Below are 19,755 nucleotides of genomic sequence, written 5' to 3' on the forward strand. Positions count from 1 at the left end.
GCGTCGCACGCGCCCGTCGTTGTAGGGTGGGGTAGGGGGGCGTGTAACGCGCCCTTACAGGCTATCAGAAACCAGCTGCCCGCCTTTCAGCCGAATCACGCGCTGGGTTTTGTTGGCCAGCTCCGGGTCGTGTGTCACCAAGACCAATGTAGTGCCGGCTTCGCGGTTCAGCTCAAATAGCAGTTCTTCTACCGTGGCGCTGGTTTCGGCGTCGAGGTTGCCGGTGGGCTCGTCGGCGAAAAGAATTTTGGGTCGGTTGGCAAACGCCCGCGCCAAGGACACGCGCTGCTGCTCGCCGCCCGAAAGCTGGGTAGGGTAGTGGTGGCCGCGCCCGCCCAGCCCTACCCGCTCCAGCAGACCTTGGGCCGTGGCAGTGCCATTCGAGATGCCGCGCAGCTCCAACGGCACCAACACGTTTTCGAGGGCTGTGAGGGTAGGCAACAGTTGGAAATTCTGGAAGATAAAGCCCACATGCTCGTTGCGCACGGCTGCCCGCTGGTCTTCCGTGAGAGTATCGAGTTGAATACCGTTGAGCCACACGCTGCCCGAAGTGGCGCGGTCGAGGCCGGCGCATAGACCCAGCAGCGTCGTTTTGCCGCTCCCCGACGAGCCAATAATCGCTAGCGTATCGCCAGCCATCAGCTCAAAACTAACGTTTTGGAGCACCGTAAGCGCCCGGCCGCCGCTGGTGTAGGACTTGGTAAGATTTTCTATTTTGAGCACTGAGAGAAGAAAGCCAGATGAGAGAATCGTCTAAGTAGGTAACGTTGTAAGGCGAAGAATACTTTATGCGCGATGGGTTTTCCATCATAGAACGTCACGCTAAGCTGACCGTCATTTCGAGATTCCTCGGCAAGCTCGGCATGACGGTCTATGATATATTCAGATTGACAACGAAGCATACAAGTAGACCCTACCCAAACGCGTCTGCACCGGTTAGGTTAACCTTTGCGGCGTGTTCTGTCGTTACCACTCTACTTCTTAGACCTTCTGTATGAAACTTATCTGGACCTTTTTTAGCTGCTGGCTACTACTCGCGCTGGCCAGCTGTAGCACCAACGACTCCCAAACCACCACCGAAACGCCGCCCGCGGCCGGCAAACCCGCCGCCCCCTCTGCCGCTGGCAAACCTACCGTGCTATTCTTCGGCAACAGCCTCACCGCTGGCCTAGGCGTGGAGCCCGACGAAGCCTTCCCGGCCCTGATCGGCCAGAAAATTGACTCGGCGGGCCTGAGCTATACGGTGGTGAATGCCGGATTAAGTGGTGAAACCACCGCCGGCGGCCGCAGCCGGGTAGGGTGGGTGTTGCGCAAGCCGGTAGCGGTGTTTGTGCTGGAACTGGGCGGAAATGACGGCTTGCGTGGCATCCCGCTCACTGACACGCGCCGCAACCTGCAAGCCATCATCGACACGGTGCGGCAGCTGAGCCCGCAGGCGCAGATTGTACTGGCCGGCATGCAAATTCCGCCCAACCTGGGCGCCGACTATGCCGCCAAGTTCAAGCAACTCTACGGCGAATTGGCCCGCAAAAACAACCTCGTGCTAATACCCTTCCTGCTCGAAGGGGTAGGGGGCGTGGCCAAATTCAACCAACGCGACGGCATCCACCCCACGCCCGCCGGCCACCGGCTGGTGGCGCGTACGGTCTGGGGAATCTTGCAGCCCGTGTTGCAACAGCCCCAGCCAGCGGCGGGTAGCTAAAGCTGACCAAATAGTACTGCAGCCCGTTATTCTTCGACAAGCTTGGAATGAGGGGCTGATGATTTGAAGTAGTATGCTAACTCCCTAAATCACTCTATGCAACAATACCTGATTACTGCCTACGATTACACCGACCCTGAGGCCCTGCAACGTCGCCTTGCGGTGCGCGAAAACCACTTGGCTGGTGCGCGTCGGCTCAAAGCAACCGGCAACTTCCTCACCGGCGGCGCTATTTTGGATGCCGATGGTAAGATGATCGGCTCTATGATGGTGGCGCAGTTTGCCACTCCCGAAGAGCTGGCTGCCTGGCAGCGCGATGAGCCCTACCTCACCGGCCGCGTGTGGGAGAAGGTAGATATACGGCCCTTTCGGATGGCCGATGTGTGAGCCCGAAGGGTGCCGCTAATTCTCTGCGGAAAGTGCTAGTAAAACAAAGGGCTACCGACCAGTTAGGTCGGTAGCCCTTTGTTTTTTGGGCGCGGCTGTTGCGTAAACTGGCTTGTGATATAATAGGTGCATGTTGTTCTATGTATAGAAATTTATATATTATTCCCCGAAGCTTATTATCAACTGATTAACTATTCTTAACCGAACGAAAAGTATGTGGATCTATAGCAAAAAGTATTTGCCGATTTTTCTCCTGCTAGCCTTGCTTGCAGGGTGCCAGCAAAAGCCGAAGAAGGAGTACAGTTATCGGATCGTAGTTGACGCGGAAGGGTGTAAAGACTGCTACGCCAGGCTGTTTTTTTTTCAAGACACCACCGGTCACTCCGTTATCGATAGTATAACTAGCCGGGATGGTCATTTCACGTTGCAAGGCAATATCACCCAGCCAGGATTCTATGATGTGTCTTTCCACAGCGAAACAGACAAGACTGTTTCAAATATGATACAAGTGTATTTGCCAGCAGACTCAGTTCATATAAGAGCCGCAAAAAATAATATCCGGACAAAATTCTACCATAGGCCTAATATGGGTTCTTATATGAAAAATACGGTCGTTTCTTCTTCCTCCCCCTTGCAAAAGGAATTAGAAGAGTATTTCATCATACAAGACAGTTTGTGGCATCAATTCTTTGTAGATAGAGAACTAGTCAGAGCCAAGTTTGCCCAGACCTTCGACTCAGGCAACAAAGCCTTAGTGGAGCAGTGGGCCGACTCCGTTAGAAACTTTGAGTACAAGGTTTCCGGCTACTACGCCGCGGCTGCTCATGTATTCGCGCAACAGTACCCCGCCTCCGTAGTGACACTCTACGCCATGCTCAACAACCGCGGCGACCGGCCCTCGACGGAGCGCTTCCGCCAGTACTATCAGGCCATGCCTGTTGAGTTGCAACAAAGCTTCTACGGTCGAAAGCTAGACAAGGAACTGGCCAGAAACGAAAAGCGCGACGTGAACAACCAGCGCTTTGTGGGCCAGCGGGTACAGAGTCTGGCCGGTAAGAACCCGGACGGAAAGGAACTAGATGCCGAGCAGATCTTTCAGCAGAATAAGTTTACACTGGTCGAGTTCTGGGCCAGTTGGTGCGGCCCCTGCCGCATGGAGATGCCCAAGTACTACAGCCTGCACAAACAGTACCAGGGCAAAGGCTTTGGCATGGTAGGCGTCTCGCTAGACACCAACCACAACAAGTGGCAAAATGCCATTGCCGAGGACAGCTTGCAAATGCATCACCTATCAGAGTTGAAAGGCACGAGCGGGGAGGATATGCAGCGGTTTGGCATCAATGCCATTCCGGCCAATCTGCTCGTAGACGAGACGGGCAAGATTGTGGCCGTGGACATTCCCTACCCTAAGCTCAAAAAGAAACTGCAACAGGATTTGTAGAGGCCGATCTGATGCTTAGGTTTTTCTGTGTTTCAGCCTTTCGATATAACTGATTAGCTAATTCTAACCGAGCGAAAAATATGTGGAGCTATAGCAAAAAGTACTTGTCGATTTTTCTCCTGCTAGCCTTGCTTGTAGGGTGCAAGCAAGAAAAAAAAGAGAAATACAGTTACAAAATAGTTGCTGATATAAAAGAATGTAAAGACTGCTACGTCAGGCTGTTTTTTATGCACAATCCTGATGGTAACGATCTTATTGATAGTACAGCAGCTCGAGACGGACGTTTTACATTGCAAGGAAAAATTGCCCAGCCTGGCTTCTATAAAATATTCTATCAAAGTCAAACGGATAAGAATATAGCAGATTGGTTGACGGTATATCTGCCAGCAGACTCCGTTCATATTAAGACTATAGGAAGTAGCGCTCAGACGAAGTTTCACAAGGTGTCTGATGCTGATCCTCCCCAGAAACATGTAGTCATTTCCTCCCCTTCTCCCTTGCAAAAGGAGTTGGAGCAGTATTTTTTATTGGAAGACAGCCTCAGCCATCAATTCTCTGTAGACATAGAACTGATCAAGGCTAAGTTTACTCAGACCTTCGACTCGGGCGATAAGGTGTTGGTCGAACAGTGGGCCGATTCTATCAAAAACTTCGAATACAGGTTCCCTAGCTACTTAGCTGCGGCTGCTCATCTGTTTGTTCAACAACATCCTACCTCCGTGGTGTCGCTCTACGCCATGCTCGGCAACCGTGGCGACCTGCCATCGGTGGAGCGCTTCCGCCAATATTACCAAGCCATGCCTATCGAGTTGCAGCAAAGCTTTTATGGTAAGAGGCTGAATGAGGCATTGGCTGAAGGTGAAGAGCGCAACGTAAACAATCAGCGCTTTGTAGGCCAGCGCGTGCAAAGCTTGGCGGGCAAGACCCCAGATGGTAAGGAACTGAATGCCGAACAGATATTTAGACAGAATAAGCTGACGCTAGTCGAGTTCTGGGCTAGCTGGTGTGGCCCCTGCCGCATGGAGATACCCAAGTATTATAGCTTACAGAAGCAGTACAACGACAAAGGTTTTGGCATGGTAGGCGTCTCGCTGGACACCAACCACAATAAATGGATGCAAGCCATTGCCGAGGACAGTCTGCAAATGCATCACCTATCAGAACTGAAAGGGACTCGTGGGGAGGATATACAGCGGTTTGGCATCAATGCCATTCCGGCCAACCTGCTTGTAGACGAGACGGGCAAAATCGTGGCTGTCGACATTCCCTACCCTAAGCTCAAAAAGAAGCTGCAAAGCACCTTGTAATTGTCGATCCGGGAGAGGTAGGTGCGGCTATTATAGATGGTAGGAAACCATATAGCGGCAGCAGTAAGACCGTAGTAGTATAGTATACGAAAAAAATCGTAGATTACTCTTGCTTCTACGACATGTTTCGTATATACTTGCAATACGAATCAATTCGTACAACGTAATCACCTCGCTTTATGTCCGATACCCCCATCCCCAAGCCTACCGAATCGGAGCTGGAAATCCTGCAGGTGCTCTGGCAACAGGGTCCCAGCACCGTGCGCTTCGTGAACGACGAGCTGAACCGCAAGCGCGAAGTAGGCTACACCACCACGCTCAAGCTGCTGCAGCTGATGCTCGACAAGGGCCTAGTACTGCGCGACGACGATGCCCGCACGCACGTCTACCGCGCTGCCGTGCGGCAGGAAGAAACCCAGAGCCTGTTGCTCGACCGGTTTGTGGAGCAGGCCTTTGGTGGCTCGGCTATGAAGTTGGTGATGCAGGCCCTTGGCGGCGGCCGCACCTCGCAAGCTGAGCTGGAGCAGATCCGGAATCTGTTAAATGAACTAGGCGATACCGACAATCCTAACGCAGACAAGCAATGAACTGGCTCGAACAAACCCTTTCGCCCGCCTTAGTACGCGCCTTAGGCTGGACGCTGCTCCACTCGCTCTGGCAAGGTGCCGTAGTGGCCCTAGCTTTGGTAGGACTCTTGCTGCTCCTGCGCCGCCACAGTGCGCAGGTACGCTATACCACGGCCGCTGTAGCCCTGCTCACGCTGCTGGTGCTGTCGGCCGTTACATTTAGCAAATACTACCTGCTGGCAACGCCTGTAGCACCGGTACCAGCTGCTGTCACCTATGAGGTAGTGAACCTAGCAGCGTCTACTGGCACGGGTGAGGTAGCTTCGAAGCTACCTACCGCCGCGCCGGTAGCCACTACATCGGTATGGCAGCGCAGCCTGCTCTATTTTGATCAAAACATGCCGGTGCTAGTGGCAGCCTGGTTGCTGGGTCTGCTGGCCATGACGCTACGCCTGCTGGGCGGACTAGCCTACGTGCAACGTCTGCGTCACTACCGCGTGCAGCCCCTGGGGCAGGACTGGCAGCGCCGATTGGCGGAGCTGGCCCAGCGCGCTGGCTTGCAGCGCCCCGTGCAACTGCTGGAATCGGCCAGGGTGAAGGCGCCGCTGGTGGTAGGGCACCTGCAGCCCGTGATTCTGCTGCCGCTGGGTACCGTCACGGGGCTGAGTCAGACATATATGGAAGCTATTCTGGCCCACGAACTGGCCCACATAGCGCGCCGCGACTACTTGATGAATCTGCTACAATCTGTGGCCGAAATCCTGTTTTTCTATCATCCTGCGGTGTGGTTTATGACGGCCTGCCTGCGCACCGAGCGCGAAAACTGCTGCGACGACATGGCAATTACCTTGGTAGGCGGCAACCCCCTCACCTTGGCCCGCGCCCTGGCTGCACTAGCGGAGCACACCGTAGCACCAAAAGTCACCCCACAGCTGGCTTTGTCGGCAGTAGGGCCCAATGGCTCGTTGCTGGGCCGTATTCGGCGGCTGGTGCAGGGCCGCACGGCCCCTACCTTCACGGAGGGCTTTATGGCCGCCTGCGTAGTGCTGGTGGGGCTAGTGCTGCTGAGCACAGCCGTAACGCTGGCCGGCCCGCGCGCCGCGACCAATACGTCTGATACTCTTGTAGCCGCTTCCGAAGCAGCTGCAGTGGAACCGGACCCTGTGCTGGTGCGCGAGACGACGGCCCTAGCACCGGCCGCGGCGCCCACCGAAATGCGCATTCTCAGTATCTCGGCTGATGGCAAAGCGCTGGCGCAGATTGGCGCCATGCAGGTGAGCTTCGACACAACCCTGAACCCAAACGTAATGCGCCAACTGCGTGCGTTGGGACGCATTGAGGGTAACGGCAACGGTACCGTAGTCATCAAAAAAGACAAGAAAGGCCGCCTGAAAGAGCTGTACGTAGATGGTAGCCGCGTGGAGTTGGAAGAGTCCAAAGGCAAAAAGGCTAAAGGCGAGCAGGTGCAGGTAGTGCAGTTGCCTCCTCTAGCTAAGAGCAATATCAGTATCGACCTAAATGAGATGACGCGTAATGCATTGAGACAGGCCGAACGCGAGTTGAATCAAATAGATATAAATGCTATTACTGAAGATGCTTTAGCCGAAGCAAATCGTGAACTCAGATTAGTTGATATTCAATGGAATGTAAACCAGGCATTACGAGAGGTAGACAAGGAATACAGAGAAGCACGAAAGAATGCGACAACTGAAGACGAAATAGAAAAGCTAGAGGAGCAATGGCAGAGCAAACGCCATGAAGTAGATAAAGCTCTTAGAAATCTAGTAGAAGATCGGCACGAGATTCAAATTGAATTGAATAAACGTCAGCGTAAACTTGACGAAGCTCATCGGGAGGTAGAGGAATCGCGCCGCGAGATGGAAGAAAGCCGCCGCGACATGGAGGAATCGCGCCGAGAAGCCGAAGAGGAGCGACGCAATGCATTGGATGAAGCCTTGGAAACTGCGTTGCTGAAGGACGGCCTGATTAAATCTGCCGATAACTATCAGCTGCGACTGAGCGCAACAGAGCTGACCGTAAACGGCACCAAGCAGTCGGCCACGCTACAGAAGAAATACCTGGCGCTCTACGAATCGGCTAGCGGACGCAAGCTGAGCGGCACGGGTTCCGTGAACATCAACAAGAACAGCACGGGCCGCACCAACATTATCAGCGGGCCGCGGGGTAGCACGCGGCTGTCTGCCTCCGTAACGCGCTCCGGCACCGGTCGAGTGATGCCTACCCCGCCCGCGCCACCTGCCCCGCCGGCAGCGCCCGGTACGCCTGCCATGCCCGCTCCGCCGGCCCCACCGGCTGCTCCAGCCGCACCTAACGTGCCGGTCCCACCCGCGCCGCCTACCCCACCCACGCTCGGTACTGATGAACTACGCACGCAGCTGCGCAAAGACGGACTATTGGGAGCCAATGAAAAGAGCTTCCAGTTTCAGCTGGATAAAAATGGCCTGCGTGTAAACGGCAAGCCACAACCGGCGGCAATGACGGCCAAATACCGCCGGATCTATGACATACCCACTAGCGGCAACTCCAACCGCACGGTGCAAGTGTCAGTAAGCGAATGAGAAGAGAAAAAGGCCGGTAGCATTACGCTACCGGCCTTTTTTGTAGCAGTAGTAGCGTTGTTGGCAGTGGCCGTTTTTATTCTTCGGCGACTAAGCAACGCTTGTGGTCGGGTCTGCATCTATGGCCCCGTATAGCTGATTCATTGGCCTGCTTTTCTATCGTCCTACCTCTTCCCGCCCTGTATTTATGTTGCGTTTTTGTAGCCTGCTGTGGGTAGGCTTGGCTATGCTGTGCCTGCCCGCCGTGGCCCAGACTTCGGCGTCAGCTTCGGCCGTTACCCTGGCATCCAAAAAGCAATTGCAGGCCCTGCGCATCACAGAAGCCATCAAGCTCGATGGTGTGCTGGACGAGACCGTATGGCAGCAGGCGGAGGTAGCCTCGCAGTTTATCCAGAACCGCCCCGCGCCCGGCCGACCCGAGCGCCACCCCACGGAGGTGCGCATCCTCTACGACGACGCCAACCTCTACATTGGGGCCGTGATGCACGATGTTAGTGCCGATTCCATTCCGCGCCAGCTTACGCAGCGCGACGACCTCGACGGTAACACCGACTTCTTCGGTATCTTCCTCGATACCTACCACGACAAGCTCAATGGCTACGGCTTTTTCGTGACGACGGGTGGCGTGCAAGGCGATGCGCGCTACTCGCCGGCCGGCGGCGAAGACTTCAACTGGAATGCCGTCTGGGACTCGCGCACCGCCTTGCGCGGCACCGACTGGGTGGCTGAAATCCGGATTCCCTACTCTGCCATTCGCTTCAGCAACGTGCCCGAGCAGCTGTGGGGCCTCAACTTCATGCGCCAGCGCAAGCGCGACAACCAAGGCTTCTTCTGGAATGAAGTGAAGCCCGCCGTGGATGGTTTCGTAAACCAATGGGGCGAGCTACGCGGCATTCGCGACGTGAAGCCACCCCTGCGCCTCTCGCTTACGCCCTATTTATCAGCTTACGTGAACCGCAACGCCGTGAGCGTAGAAGGGCAGCGCCGCACCACCACCAGCTTCAACGGTGGTGCGGATGTGAAGTGGGGCATCAACGAGAGCTTCACGCTGGATGCTACCCTGGTGCCCGATTTCGGACAGGTGCAGAGTGATAACCAGGTCTTGAACCTGTCGCCGTTTGAGGTGCAGTTCAACGAAAACCGACAGTTCTTCACCGAGGGCACCGAGCTGTTCAACAAAGGCGGCCTGTTCTACTCACGTAGGGTAGGGGCGCAGCCCATCGGCTATGGCAGCGTGGAGGCCGGTGAAAACGAAAAAATCATCCGCAACCCCGGCGAAACACGTCTGCTGAACGCTACCAAAGTGTCGGGCCGTACTAGCAAGGGGCTGGGTATCGGGGTGTTCAATGCCTTGAGCAACAACGTGTACGCTACTCTGCGCGACACCGAGACTGGGCAGGAGCGCGAGGTGCTAACGCAGCCCTTCAGCAACTATAGTATTGTGGTGCTGGATCAGTCATTGAAAAACAACAGCTACGTCTCGCTTATCAATACCAACGTTACGCGCTTCGGCCGCACCTACGACGCCAACGTGACGGGCGGCTTGTTTCGCTTGGCCGATAAAAAGAACGCTTACGCTGTGAACGGGCAGCTGGTGTACTCGCGTCGGCGTGGCACTGTGTTTGGATCCGATACGCCCATCGACGACCAGGATGGCTACAAATACAAGCTGAGCGCTGGTAAAATCAGCGGCAACTTCACCTGGACTGTCAGCCATGGCATCGAGTCGGCCTCTTATAATCCCAACGATTTGGGCATTCTATTCGGCAACAACAACATCACGCAGGGCGTCAACTTCAGCTACAACAAGTATAACCCGTTCTGGAAGGTCAACAACCTGTATACGTGGTGGGGCATCGACCACTCGCTGCTCTACCGGCCCACGCGCTACCAGAACGCCGTACTATATGGCGGCGCCAATACCACCTTCACAAAGAAATTTCTGACAACAGGCATTAACTTCGATGCCAGCCCCGTAACCCGCGACTACTATGAGCCGCGCAAGTTGCCGCTCGGCGACTACTACGTGCGCATACCCGCCAATGCCAGCGTAAGCGGGTTTATTTCCAGCGACTACCGCAAGAAATTTGCCTACGACGTGAGTCTGGGTACGCGGTGGCATACCAAAGATGAGCGCTTAAATCGGCCGCGCCGCATGCACTACGACGTAGGCGTGTCGCCGCGCTACCGTGCCAGCAACCAGCTATTGTTCATTTACAGCATCGATTGGAGCTTGCGCGAGAACCAGATTGGTTACGTGAATGGTGGGCTGCGGATTGCAGAACCGATGGATTCGGTGTTTCAAGGGCAGGTGCCGCTGGGGCGGCGTCGGGTCGTGACGGTTACCAACGTGCTATCGACGGCCTATACCTTCACCAACCGCATGTCGCTCACGCTGCGCCTACGCCACTACACCAGCGACGTGCACTACCAGGACTTTGCCCGCCTCGACAAAAACGGCGAGGAAACCCTAGTCGACTACCGCCGCAACCGCGACAACACCTACAATGCCTTCAACCTGGATATGGTGTATGCGTGGTGGTTTGCGCCCGGCTCGCAGATTAGCATTGTGTGGAAAGCGGCCAGCACGGCCACGCTAGACGGTAACGAAGCTACACCACTATACTTCGCCAACCTCAACAATACCATCAATACCCCGCAGAATAACTCTGTGTCGGTGAAGGTGTTGTATTACCTCGACTACCTGGCCTTGCGCCGCAAGCGGGCGTAAGGGCGCGTGCAACGCGTCCTTCGTTGCTGATGTTGCTACTGGGGTAGGGCGTATACAATGCGGCAAGCAGCGCGTCTCTACCAGTCACTTGCTACCTTCGACGCATGAAACAGACCATTGGCGGCATCACCCTCTTGGTGTGCGACTACGACGAAGCCCTTGCATACTACTGCGAAAAGCTCGGGTTTGATGTGCTAGAAGATACCGCGCTGGGCGATGGCAAGCGGTGGGTGCTAGTGGCGCCGCCCGGCAGCACGGGCACGCCGCTGCTACTGGCACAGGCCGCTACTCCAGAGCAACAAGTCAGCATCGGCAATCAAGCCGGCGGGCGCGTCTTCCTGTTTCTGCATACCGATGATTTCTGGGCCGCATACCGCCATATGGAAGCACAGAGCGTGCAGTTTCTGGAAGAGCCCCGCCACGAACCCTACGGCTGGGTAGTGGTATTTGCTGATTGCTACGGTAACAAGTGGGATCTGTTGGGGCCGGCTACTTTTGAAAATGGGTAAATTCTATCGCGCAAAGACCATAGAATTGTCCCCACGAATAAAAAAAGAACGTCATGCTGAGCGCAGTCGAAGCATGACGTTCTAAATCGCAAATTGGCTACTTCAGCTTGATGCCTTGCGCCTCCATTTGCTGTTCCTGTTTGGCGTGGTTGTCCAGAAAATCGGTGTGCTGGGCCGCCGTACGCTCCGTGCCGAGGCTAGCCAGTTGCTCGCGCACCTTATCAGCTGGCAAATCGTTGCAGTAGATGGGGCCGCCGGGCTGCTGACGCCACGACTCGTGTAGGGTGCCACCATCCACGGCATCGAAGCCCAACTCTTCTACCAGCGCCATTACCTTCTGCTTAGCGGCGTCATCGTCGCTGGCGACGGGTAGGGCAATGCGGCCGGGCGTACCGGCGGGCTGGCCGTTTTTCTCCAGGTGCTCGGCAAAGATGTTGTTAAAGACCTTCACGACCGGACGACCCAGGTGCTGCTGTACCCAGCCGCTCTCGGTGAGGTCGCCGGTTTCCAACTCCGTCATCTGGCCGTCGCGCAGCAAGGGGTAGTAGTTGCTGGTGTCGATTACGGGTACTTCGGCGGGCACACCCGCGAATAGGTTGTTGGGTAGATCGGGGATGTTTTTCAGCGGGATGGTTACCACGATGAAGTCGCTGCCGCGCTGGGCCGCTTCCTCGGCCGTAACGGGGGTAGCACCGGTTTTCTGGGCTACGTCGTGCAGCGTCTCGGGGCCGCGGGAGTTGGCAATGTATACCTGATGGCCGAGGCTAGTGAGCCGCACGGCTAGAGCGCTGCCGATGTTGCCGGCCCCAATGATTCCAATGTTCATAGTTTGGGTGGTTTACGCGCCGGCATTGTACCGGTGCGGGTAGGTAAACAGCGGAAGTGGAATTTTGCTTTTTTAGTTGAACTGGCAGTTCCTGCTGGTCCAGGTCCATACATTTCAAATGTATTGACGGTCAGCAGCTATAATGCTGAAGTCACGAGGATTTACCGGGTCATACAAAACGGTTACCGTAGTGCCTTCTGGATAACGAGGTACTGCTAGTGCTACTCCGTGTTCATGCAGTGCCTCAATTGTCCGACCGTCCTGAGTCTCAAACCGAATAATGGGTCTAACTACAGTGGTACTTCCCCATTTTATTTTGTTCTGTACTATGACGCCCCGCGCACGCACACCGTTCGTCTGTAATCTATCGTCTCGTTCTTTAGTATTATAAAGAGTAAAAAGTAGCATAGCTGCAACTGCAATAAAAATCAATATTGTAAAAGGATTAAATACAAAAATCATAAGTGCGTAAGGGATTTTCGCAGTGGGTTAATGGCTATTTTAAAGCGAATTTAGGCTGTTGGTATTATGTTTGACAGACGCGCTGTCTTGTTTTTATCCTTTTTTCAACTTTACTTTTTTCTTGTGTATTCGCGTACCTTCCTAGCCGTATCCTTAGCCCTATTGGGCGGCCTCACTAGCTGCGATGATAACTCTGACATAAAGCCTACTCCTATTCTATCGGCAACTGACTTGCTGATGGCTAAAAGCTGGAAAATGACAGCTGTAACCGAAAAAGAAGGCAGTGAGCCAGCTAAGGACCTTTATACGGACGAGCCAGCTTGTATTCGAGACAATGTGTATCAGTTCCAAACCGATGGCGTCTTCGTAATGGATGAGGGGGCTACCCGCTGTGACCAAGCGCATCCGCAGACCCGTACGGGCACCTGGGCGCAGTCGAATAGTGGCATGCTCCTAAAGGCTACCATCGCTCTATCTACCCAGCCTGGGGCCGAAGCGAGTATGGAATTAAGTGGCACCATCGAATCGGTTTCCGCTACCCGCCTTGTGCTCGTGAACAAAGAGACGACGGCCGGGGTAACTACTGAGACCCGTACGACATTTACGGCTCAGTAAGTGGCCGCATAATTAAAAAAGCCGCTCTAATCAGGAGTGGCTTTTTTATTGACCATTTGGCCGTTGGAGACCAACGCGGCGAGCGTGTGCGGGTACCACTGTAGGGTAGTATTTCACAAACAACCTCCGCAACCATAAGCACGTGCAACGCGCCCCTACAGCAACTCCTGCGCCGCCCCAAAGGCCGATTTACTACCCTCGCGCACGGCCTGTTCGAGGGCGGGCAGGCGCTGCTGCACGTCGGGCTGGGCATAGAAGCGGGCCTCTAGGGTCTGGCGGATGGTATCGTGCAGCCAATGTAGGTTTTGCTCCTGGCGACGGCGCTGAAAATAGCCGCTGGCCTGGGTGTGCTGCATGTATTGCTGCACCACTTCCCACACCTCGGGCACACCCGCACCTGTGAGGGCCGAGCTAGTCGTTACCACGGGGCTCCAGCCGCTGGGTGCCAGCGGAAACAGGTGCAGGGCGTTCTGGTACTCGCGCCGGGCTAGGCGGGCGGCTTGCTCGTTGCCGTGGTCTGCTTTGGTGATGGTGAGGGCATCGGCCATTTCCATGATGCCCTTCTTGATGCCTTGCAGCTCGTCGCCAGCCCCGGCTAGCATCAGCAGCAGAAAAAAATCGACCATGCCGTGCACGGCGGTTTCACTTTGGCCTACGCCTACGGTTTCTACGAAAATAACGTCGTGCCCAGCCGCCTCGCAGAGTAGCAGTGCTTCGCGGGTGCTACGCGTGACGCCCCCCAGCGACCGTCCTGCCGGCGACGGTCGAATATATGCCGCTGGGTGCGCTGCCAGCTGGTTCATGCGGGTTTTATCACCCAGGATGCTGCCGCCGCTGCGCTGGGAGGTAGGGTCTACAGCCAGCACGGCCAACTGGTGCCCCTGCCCAACTAGACGCAGCCCCAGCGCCTCAATAAACGTGCTTTTGCCTACCCCCGGTACGCCTGTGATGCCCATCCGCACCGAGCGCCCGGTGTGGGGTAGCACGGCATCCAGCACCTGCTGGGCCAGCTCCTGGTCGGAGAGTAGGGTGCTTTCCACCAGCGTAATGGCCTGACTCAGCCGCACGCGGTTGCCGGCGAGGAGGCCATCGGCGTATTCGTGGGCGGTAAGGCGTTTGGGCATAGCAAGGAGGGTAGGGAGCGAAGTCGCAAGCTAAGACGCGCAGGCGAAACGCACCCAAAAACCATCTGTTACTCTGTCCTCTGCACCTCCACTCAGGATGACAGACTGTGCTAAGGCGCCAGCTACTTCGGCTCTATCAAAAAGCTGGGTAGACCCAGTTTGCTGCGGCGGCCACTTAGGCTTAGGCCATCGTCTTTGTAGTCGGCGGCTTTGCCGGTGGCGTTGGGGTTTTGGATGACGCCCAGGTAGCCGTTGTCTTCGCGGGCCACGTAGATTTTGCCGTCGGGACCGAGCTGGAGGGCGCCCACTTTGCGGTTAGCTGAGTTGCCAATTTGGGTGGCTTTGCTAGTTTTCAGGTCGAACTGCCAGATTTGGGCGTCGCCGCCACCGGCGCCGTTGCGGGTGCCGTAGAGCTTGGTACCGTCGGGCGAGAAGGCTACGCCGTAGGCTTCCTCGTACGGACCAAAGGCGCGCGGCTTGCTCACCTTGCCGGTGGTGCGGTCGAAGTCGAATACCTCGAACTTGTTGGCCTCGCGCCACAGCGCCACCGCTAATTGTTTGCCGTCGGGCGCAAATGCCATGGCCCCAATGGCGTTGCGGCCAGGACCGGCGTGCATAGAGCCCACGTTGCTCAGAATGGGCTTGCCAGCTTCTACCCCTTCGGGCGTGACGAGGTAGGCCACAAAGCCGTTAGAGTTCCAGCGGTGAGCCACTACCCACACGTCGCGGCCATTTTGGTGGCGCACGGCGGCCAGCTTTTCGGCCACGGGCGAGATGAGCAGCAGGTTGGCGCGGGGTACGTCGCCGAGGCCATTGTCGCGGGTCATGTCTACAATGGAGTAGCGCAGGCCCACATTGGTTCCTTGCGGTGCTACCGTGAAGACGTAGAAAATGTTGCCGCTGCCGGGGTCGGGCACCACCAGAGCGCTTTGGGTACTGGAGTTGCTACCCTGGAGCTTGCGGCCGTTGGGCATCACCTGGTGCTGGCGGTTCCAGATGGTTTCACCGTTGGTATAGAACAGCAGCTGTCCGCGCTTGTTGGTGGCCACGGCGCAACCCTCGTAGGTGGTCATCTTGCCATCGTTGAGGGAGGTAGGGGCGCCGTTGGTGAAGCTGAGGCCGGCTTGTTGGCCGAAGTACCAGAAGTTTTGCTCGCTTTGGGCATGGGCAGAAAAAGCCGCACAGCAAGAAATCAACAAAAGCAGGAAGAAGCGCATAGGCTGAAAATCAGAAAAAACTAGTCATTTCCAGGAAGTCTAACGAAATGCCGTGCCAGAATGAGGTATTCGTATGCTTAATCATTCTGTTTTATACCTCCCACTCCCCCGCTACAAGCCGAGGCAGCAGCGTCCGCACCATGTGGTAGCTGGCGCCCCACAAGGGGTAGGGCCCTACCCGGTAAAACGACACCGCCATCGGTGCCAGCCAGCCAGGTAGCTGCCAGGTTTCTGTCACGCGAGCATCGGGGAGCAACAGGTCGTCGACTACCACGCTCAGCACCTCGGCAATTTCGGTGGGCTGCCAGCGCCATTGTGCGGGCGGCTCGATGTGCCCCACAAACGGCCATATCCGAAACCCCGAAACCTCCGTGACAATGGGCGGCAACTTGCCCAGCACCCGCACCTGTGCGGAGGGTAGGCCAATTTCTTCTTCGGTTTCGCGCAGAGCCGTGGCTTCCAGGGTAGCATCCTGCAACTCCCGCTTGCCGCCCGGAAACGCCAACTGCCCACCGTGCACACCAAAATCGGTGCGCCGAATGACTATCATGCGCAGCTGGTTAGCGTCGTCGCGGTAGAGCGGAAGGAGTACGGCAGCATCGCGCAAGGGTGGGGTAGGAGCAGGCATAGTGGGGAAGGAGGAGACGCCGGGTAGGGTCGGGCTATTAGCGTACGGTATAGGCGCCTCTGGCATCGGTAGCCAGCTGCGGCAATTGGTGGTTCTGCTCGAAAAACAGATAGCCGGCACGCAGGTTTTGCCAGAAAGCAGCGTGTGCACTGTGCCGCCGCGCAGCCAGATTTTCCGGCGTGAGCGGAAATGGGAAAATGTGCATCCCAATCGTATCCTGTCCGGCAGCGCGGGCCTCTACGGCCAGCACGTACAGCTCCTCGATACCGGCGTCGGTGATGGGTAGGCAGCCCACGGTAGCGTTGGAACCGTGAATAAAAATGTCGCCGCCAGGATGCTGGGAGTCGCTCTGGCGCAAGTCGCTGGCATTAGGATAGTTGAGACCGAGCGAGAGATGGTACAGGCTGCTGGGATTGAAACGGTCGACTTGGTAGAAGCCCTCGGGCACCTGCCTGTCGCCCTCTCGGTGCTTGGGCCCCAGTGTGCCCGAGGTGCCTGCCAGATAGAACGTCCGAACCAGCACAAAGGGCGTGGCGGTGGTGCGGGTGCGCGCCCACACCTCCAAGCTCCGCCCTACCTTGAACGCGCGTATGAAAAGCTCGGGCTGGTCAGGGTCGATGCCGTGGGCAGCCAGGCGCAGGCGCCATCCCGACCACGTACGCTCATACGCGGTGCGCACGCGCGGAAAACGCTGCTGCTCGTCGCGGAAAGCACTTTGTGAAGGATTGGATTGGCAGAACGTAAAAAGTAGAAAGCCTGTGAAAAGCAGTAGGCGTATCATCTGATAAATAGGATAAAAAGCAGGAACGTGGCTGTTATCTATATAGTGTATAGAGTATATCATAACTTTCGCTTGAGCCCATACCGAGCATCTTTAAACCATAGAAATAAAGAGCGCCTGCTAACTTGCACGCGTGGAAACCCCTCCCGACTACGACGTGGCCATTCTGGGTGCCGGCCCGGCCGGCGCGGCCTGTGCGCTGGCCCTGCACGGCCATGGCTTGCGCGTGGTGATGGTAGACAAAGCCATGTTTCCGCGCGACAAAGTGTGCGGCGATGCCATTCCCGGCTTGGCGCTCAAGGCCCTGCGCCAGCTCAATCCGGCTTGGCATGCCGAGCTGCTGGCCACCCTCACGCCCCGCGCCGACACCCGCGACAGTCGCGTGGTGGCACCCAACGGCCGCGAACTGCGTATCCGCTGGCAGCTGCCTACCTTCAACAGCGCCCGTCTGCACTTCGACGACCATTTGCTGAACCTGGTGCGCCGCCGTACAAATACCGAAATCCGGGAGAGCTACGCCGTGCGCGATGTGCACACCACAGCTGCGGGCGTGCAGCTCCTACCCACCGATTCGTCGGTGGCGCCCATCACAGCCCGCGTGCTGGTGGCCTGCGACGGCGCCAATTCCGTGGCGGCCCGCTGCCTCACCCAGCGCACCATCGACAAGGCTTACCACTGCGCGGCCGTGCGGGCCTACTACTCGGGCATTGCGGAGGTAGATGGCACCACCACCGAGTTTTTCTTCCTGCACGAGTACATGGCTGGCTACTGCTGGATTTTTCCAGTAGGCAACGGCGTCTACAACGTGGGCTTCGGGATGCTCTCCGAGGCCGTGGCCCGCCAGCGTGTCGACCTTAAGAAAATGCTGCCGCAGCTGCTGGCCACGCACCCCGAGCTGGCGCGGCGCTTTGCCGGGGCGCAACAGCTCTCGGAGGTAGAAGGCTTTGGCCTACCCCTGGGCGGCCGCCCGCGTCCGTTGGTAGGGGAGCGGTACCTGCTCTGCGGCGACGCGGCCTCGCTCATCGACCCATTGCAGGGCCACGGCATCGATACAGCCATGCAAAGCGGTATCCTGGCAGCCCAGCAGGTGGTGCGCAGCTGTCAGCAGAATAATTTCAATCACGCCTTCTTAGCTGACTACGAGCAGCAAATACACCACAAAATCAGCCGAAAACTAGCACGCAGCTACCGCCTTATGCGCCTGGTAGCCCCGCGCCCCTGGCTGATGAACGTGGGATTTGCCCTGGCCCGGCAGCCGCTGCTGAAGCGGTGGTTGCTGCGGGTAGCAGGGTAGGACCCTAAGCTTATCCTGCGGCCGCAAGTTTGCGTAGGTACCGATTATGAACACTACGTTTCGTTGCCTGGGTGTGCTAAGCGGGGTAGGCCTGTTGTTGACAGTGCTGCTGGGTGCCGCCCCGCCGGCCTCACTCGCTGCTACCCTGAAAGCCAATCAGTGGAAAAAGCGCGTGCTGCTCCTCCACGCACCCACCGCCGCCGATGCCACGCTGAAGCGCCAGCGCGCCCTGCTTGCTGCCCAGCTGGAAGGCCTCAGCCAGCGCGATATGCTGGTGCTGAACGTGATAGAAGATCAGCTCAGCACCGCCGACAGCCACTACGTCCGCCAGGAATTGAAGCTGCCCGCCGATAGCTTCACTGTTGTGCTGATTGGTAAAGACGGCGGCGTGAAACAGCGCAGCGCCACGCCCCTACCCCCCAACGAACTGTTCGGCACCATTGATAAAATGCCCATGCGCCGCCAAGAAATGCGCAGCGAGAAATAAAGGGATTGTAGCCATAAGGGACAACCGTAGGCTGTTCCTACGTATAGGAAGTATAATTCCTTATACATGTCTAGTAAGCCTACCCCCACCGAATTACAAGATCAGCCCAAAGGTCCCGCGGCCACCGCGGCCACCGAAACCATACCACCGCACGAGGCAGATGCTAAGCCAACTGTGTATGGACCACGTTGGTGGCGCAAGCAAGTGATGCAGGGCCTGATGGTGGTAGCTGGTATTTTCTCGGCAGCGCTGGGGCTCGAAAGCTTTCTGCTGCCCAACGGCTTCATCGACGGCGGCGTGACGGGTATTTCTTTGCTCACCAACCACACCACGCATATTTCGCTGTCCTTGTTGATCGTGGTGCTCAATATTCCCTTTGTGGTGATGGGCTATTTCCAACTGGGTCGCAGCTTTGCAGCGCGCACGCTGGCCGCCATTCTGGGTCTGGCCACGGTGCTGTACTTCGTGCATTTCCCGGTGTTGGCCGAAGACAAGCTGCTGGCCGCTGTGTTTGGAGGCTTTTTCCTGGGCTCAGGTATTGGCCTGGCGGTACGCGGCGGTGCCGTGCTCGATGGTACCGAAATCCTGGCTGTGTATCTCAGCAAGAAACTTCCTTTGACGGTCGGGGATATTATCCTGCTGATCAACATTGTCATCTTTGGTGTGGCGGCATTGCTATTATCCATCACCACAGCACTCTACTCCATTCTGGCCTACCTGGCCGCCGCCAAAATGGTCGATTTCATCATCGAAGGCATTGAAGAGTATACCGGCGTCACCATCATTTCGCCTAAAAGCGAAGATATCCGGCGCATGGTAACCGAGGAGCTGGGTCGTGGTGCTACCCTATACATGGGCAAGAGCGGCTACCAGACTCAAGGGCACGACCAGAGTGGCATCGACATCATTTTTACGGTCGTGACGCGGCTAGAAGTAACCCGTCTCACCGACGAAATCGACAAAATAGACCCCAATGCCTTCGTGGTGATGAGTAGCGTGCGTGACACAAAAGGCGGCATAGTAAAGCGACGCCCGTTGCATTAAAATAAGCAGCGTTGTGGAAGGGGTGTAATAGGCCATACAGGGCCAGGTTGCGTAC

Annotated in this window: 19 protein-coding genes; 12 read left to right on the plus strand and 7 right to left on the minus strand. The window is 56.6% G+C overall.

Annotation, left to right across the window (positions count from 1 at the left end; all coding sequences use genetic code 11):
• Positions 1–54: 54 nt before the first annotated feature.
• Positions 55–723: an ABC transporter ATP-binding protein gene (locus tag MUN82_RS00745; protein ID WP_245093971.1), complete on the minus strand. Its 669-nt coding sequence runs from the start codon at positions 721–723 to the stop codon at positions 55–57.
• 271 nt (positions 724–994) lie between these two features.
• Between MUN82_RS00745 and MUN82_RS00750 the strand changes: the two genes are divergently transcribed.
• The 8 genes from MUN82_RS00750 (at position 995) to MUN82_RS00785 (ending at position 11,222) form a co-directional block, all read left to right on the plus strand.
• Positions 995–1,702, plus strand: coding sequence for an arylesterase (locus MUN82_RS00750; RefSeq protein WP_245093973.1), 708 nt, complete (start codon positions 995–997; stop codon positions 1,700–1,702).
• A 96-nt stretch (positions 1,703–1,798) separates the two neighbouring features.
• The gene (locus tag MUN82_RS00755) at positions 1,799–2,089 is read left to right on the plus strand and encodes a YciI family protein (protein ID WP_245093975.1); all 291 of its coding nucleotides are present in this window, start codon (positions 1,799–1,801) and stop codon (positions 2,087–2,089) included.
• A gap of 631 nt (positions 2,090–2,720) precedes the next feature.
• Positions 2,721–3,530 carry a TlpA family protein disulfide reductase gene (locus tag MUN82_RS00760; RefSeq protein ID WP_245093977.1) on the plus strand — a complete coding sequence of 270 codons (810 nt, stop codon included), beginning with the start codon at positions 2,721–2,723 and terminating at the stop codon, positions 3,528–3,530.
• Between the two features lie 104 nt (positions 3,531–3,634).
• Positions 3,635–4,837 carry a TlpA disulfide reductase family protein gene (locus MUN82_RS00765; protein ID WP_245093979.1) on the plus strand — a complete coding sequence of 401 codons (1,203 nt, stop codon included), beginning with the start codon at positions 3,635–3,637 and terminating at the stop codon, positions 4,835–4,837.
• A 179-nt stretch (positions 4,838–5,016) separates the two neighbouring features.
• Positions 5,017–5,424 (plus strand): BlaI/MecI/CopY family transcriptional regulator, encoded by a 408-nt coding sequence (locus MUN82_RS00770; RefSeq protein WP_245093981.1) that lies wholly within the window; start codon positions 5,017–5,019, stop codon positions 5,422–5,424.
• Complete coding sequence (locus MUN82_RS00775; protein WP_245093982.1) at positions 5,421–7,982, plus strand: M56 family metallopeptidase; 2,562 nt, start codon at positions 5,421–5,423, stop codon at positions 7,980–7,982. Before MUN82_RS00770 ends, MUN82_RS00775 begins: the two co-directional genes overlap by 4 nt.
• 187 nt (positions 7,983–8,169) lie before the next feature.
• The gene (locus MUN82_RS00780) at positions 8,170–10,713 is read left to right on the plus strand and encodes a DUF5916 domain-containing protein (protein WP_245093983.1); all 2,544 of its coding nucleotides are present in this window, start codon (positions 8,170–8,172) and stop codon (positions 10,711–10,713) included.
• Positions 10,714–10,817: 104 nt separating this feature from the next.
• Positions 10,818–11,222, plus strand: a complete 405-nt coding sequence (locus MUN82_RS00785; RefSeq protein WP_245093984.1) for a VOC family protein — start codon at positions 10,818–10,820, stop codon at positions 11,220–11,222.
• Between the two features lie 97 nt (positions 11,223–11,319).
• On the opposite strand, the gene MUN82_RS00790 is transcribed toward MUN82_RS00785, so the two are convergent.
• Both MUN82_RS00790 and MUN82_RS00795 read right to left on the minus strand, forming a co-directional pair.
• Positions 11,320–12,048: an NADPH-dependent F420 reductase gene (locus MUN82_RS00790; RefSeq protein ID WP_245093985.1), complete on the minus strand. Its 729-nt coding sequence runs from the start codon at positions 12,046–12,048 to the stop codon at positions 11,320–11,322.
• A gap of 114 nt (positions 12,049–12,162) precedes the next feature.
• Positions 12,163–12,510, minus strand: coding sequence for a DUF3592 domain-containing protein (locus MUN82_RS00795; RefSeq protein WP_245093986.1), 348 nt, complete (start codon positions 12,508–12,510; stop codon positions 12,163–12,165).
• A 123-nt stretch (positions 12,511–12,633) separates the two neighbouring features.
• Between MUN82_RS00795 and MUN82_RS00800 the strand changes: the two genes are divergently transcribed.
• The gene (locus MUN82_RS00800) at positions 12,634–13,125 is read left to right on the plus strand and encodes a hypothetical protein (protein ID WP_245093987.1); all 492 of its coding nucleotides are present in this window, start codon (positions 12,634–12,636) and stop codon (positions 13,123–13,125) included.
• A gap of 155 nt (positions 13,126–13,280) precedes the next feature.
• Here MUN82_RS00800 and meaB read toward each other — a convergent pair whose 3' ends face one another.
• From meaB to MUN82_RS00820, 4 genes are all read right to left on the minus strand, one after another.
• Positions 13,281–14,249, minus strand: a complete 969-nt coding sequence (gene meaB / locus MUN82_RS00805; protein WP_245093988.1) for a methylmalonyl Co-A mutase-associated GTPase MeaB — start codon at positions 14,247–14,249, stop codon at positions 13,281–13,283.
• A gap of 122 nt (positions 14,250–14,371) precedes the next feature.
• Positions 14,372–15,466 (minus strand): WD40 repeat domain-containing protein, encoded by a 1,095-nt coding sequence (locus tag MUN82_RS00810; RefSeq protein WP_245093989.1) that lies wholly within the window; start codon positions 15,464–15,466, stop codon positions 14,372–14,374.
• 91 nt (positions 15,467–15,557) lie between these two features.
• Positions 15,558–16,094, minus strand: a complete 537-nt coding sequence (locus MUN82_RS00815) for an NUDIX hydrolase (RefSeq protein ID WP_245093990.1) — start codon at positions 16,092–16,094, stop codon at positions 15,558–15,560.
• 37 nt (positions 16,095–16,131) lie between these two features.
• Complete coding sequence (locus MUN82_RS00820; protein ID WP_245093991.1) at positions 16,132–16,875, minus strand: L,D-transpeptidase family protein; 744 nt, start codon at positions 16,873–16,875, stop codon at positions 16,132–16,134.
• 133 nt (positions 16,876–17,008) lie between these two features.
• Here MUN82_RS00820 and MUN82_RS00825 point away from each other — a divergent pair, with 133 nt between their 5' ends.
• From MUN82_RS00825 to MUN82_RS00835, 3 genes are all read left to right on the plus strand, one after another.
• Complete coding sequence (locus tag MUN82_RS00825; protein ID WP_245093992.1) at positions 17,009–18,169, plus strand: NAD(P)/FAD-dependent oxidoreductase; 1,161 nt, start codon at positions 17,009–17,011, stop codon at positions 18,167–18,169.
• Between the two features lie 46 nt (positions 18,170–18,215).
• Positions 18,216–18,656, plus strand: a complete 441-nt coding sequence (locus tag MUN82_RS00830; RefSeq protein ID WP_245093994.1) for a DUF4174 domain-containing protein — start codon at positions 18,216–18,218, stop codon at positions 18,654–18,656.
• 66 nt (positions 18,657–18,722) lie between these two features.
• Positions 18,723–19,700, plus strand: a complete 978-nt coding sequence (locus MUN82_RS00835; RefSeq protein WP_245093996.1) for a YitT family protein — start codon at positions 18,723–18,725, stop codon at positions 19,698–19,700.
• Positions 19,701–19,755: the final 55 nt, after the last annotated feature.

This window comes from Hymenobacter aerilatus, from assembly GCF_022921095.1.
GTDB classification, from domain to species: Bacteria; Bacteroidota; Bacteroidia; order Cytophagales; family Hymenobacteraceae; genus Hymenobacter; species Hymenobacter aerilatus.

What these genes read in the sequence shown, in the direction of transcription:
- MUN82_RS00775 (WP_245093982.1), top strand. Translation starts at nt 5,421, where the DNA reads ATGAACTGGCTCGAACAAACCCTTTCGCCCGCCTTAGTACGCGCCTTA.
- MUN82_RS00770 (WP_245093981.1), top strand. Translation starts at nt 5,017, where the DNA reads ATGTCCGATACCCCCATCCCCAAGCCTACCGAATCGGAGCTGGAAATC.
- MUN82_RS00835 (WP_245093996.1), top strand. Translation starts at nt 18,723, where the DNA reads ATGTCTAGTAAGCCTACCCCCACCGAATTACAAGATCAGCCCAAAGGT.
- MUN82_RS00780 (WP_245093983.1), top strand. Translation starts at nt 8,170, where the DNA reads ATGTTGCGTTTTTGTAGCCTGCTGTGGGTAGGCTTGGCTATGCTGTGC.
- MUN82_RS00815 (WP_245093990.1), bottom strand. Translation starts at nt 16,094, where the DNA reads ATGCCTGCTCCTACCCCACCCTTGCGCGATGCTGCCGTACTCCTTCCG.
- MUN82_RS00795 (WP_245093986.1), bottom strand. Translation starts at nt 12,510, where the DNA reads ATGATTTTTGTATTTAATCCTTTTACAATATTGATTTTTATTGCAGTT.
- MUN82_RS00810 (WP_245093989.1), bottom strand. Translation starts at nt 15,466, where the DNA reads ATGCGCTTCTTCCTGCTTTTGTTGATTTCTTGCTGTGCGGCTTTTTCT.
- MUN82_RS00790 (WP_245093985.1), bottom strand. Translation starts at nt 12,048, where the DNA reads ATGAACATTGGAATCATTGGGGCCGGCAACATCGGCAGCGCTCTAGCC.
- MUN82_RS00830 (WP_245093994.1), top strand. Translation starts at nt 18,216, where the DNA reads ATGAACACTACGTTTCGTTGCCTGGGTGTGCTAAGCGGGGTAGGCCTG.
- MUN82_RS00820 (WP_245093991.1), bottom strand. Translation starts at nt 16,875, where the DNA reads ATGATACGCCTACTGCTTTTCACAGGCTTTCTACTTTTTACGTTCTGC.
- meaB (WP_245093988.1), bottom strand. Translation starts at nt 14,249, where the DNA reads ATGCCCAAACGCCTTACCGCCCACGAATACGCCGATGGCCTCCTCGCC.
- MUN82_RS00750 (WP_245093973.1), top strand. Translation starts at nt 995, where the DNA reads ATGAAACTTATCTGGACCTTTTTTAGCTGCTGGCTACTACTCGCGCTG.
- MUN82_RS00785 (WP_245093984.1), top strand. Translation starts at nt 10,818, where the DNA reads ATGAAACAGACCATTGGCGGCATCACCCTCTTGGTGTGCGACTACGAC.
- MUN82_RS00755 (WP_245093975.1), top strand. Translation starts at nt 1,799, where the DNA reads ATGCAACAATACCTGATTACTGCCTACGATTACACCGACCCTGAGGCC.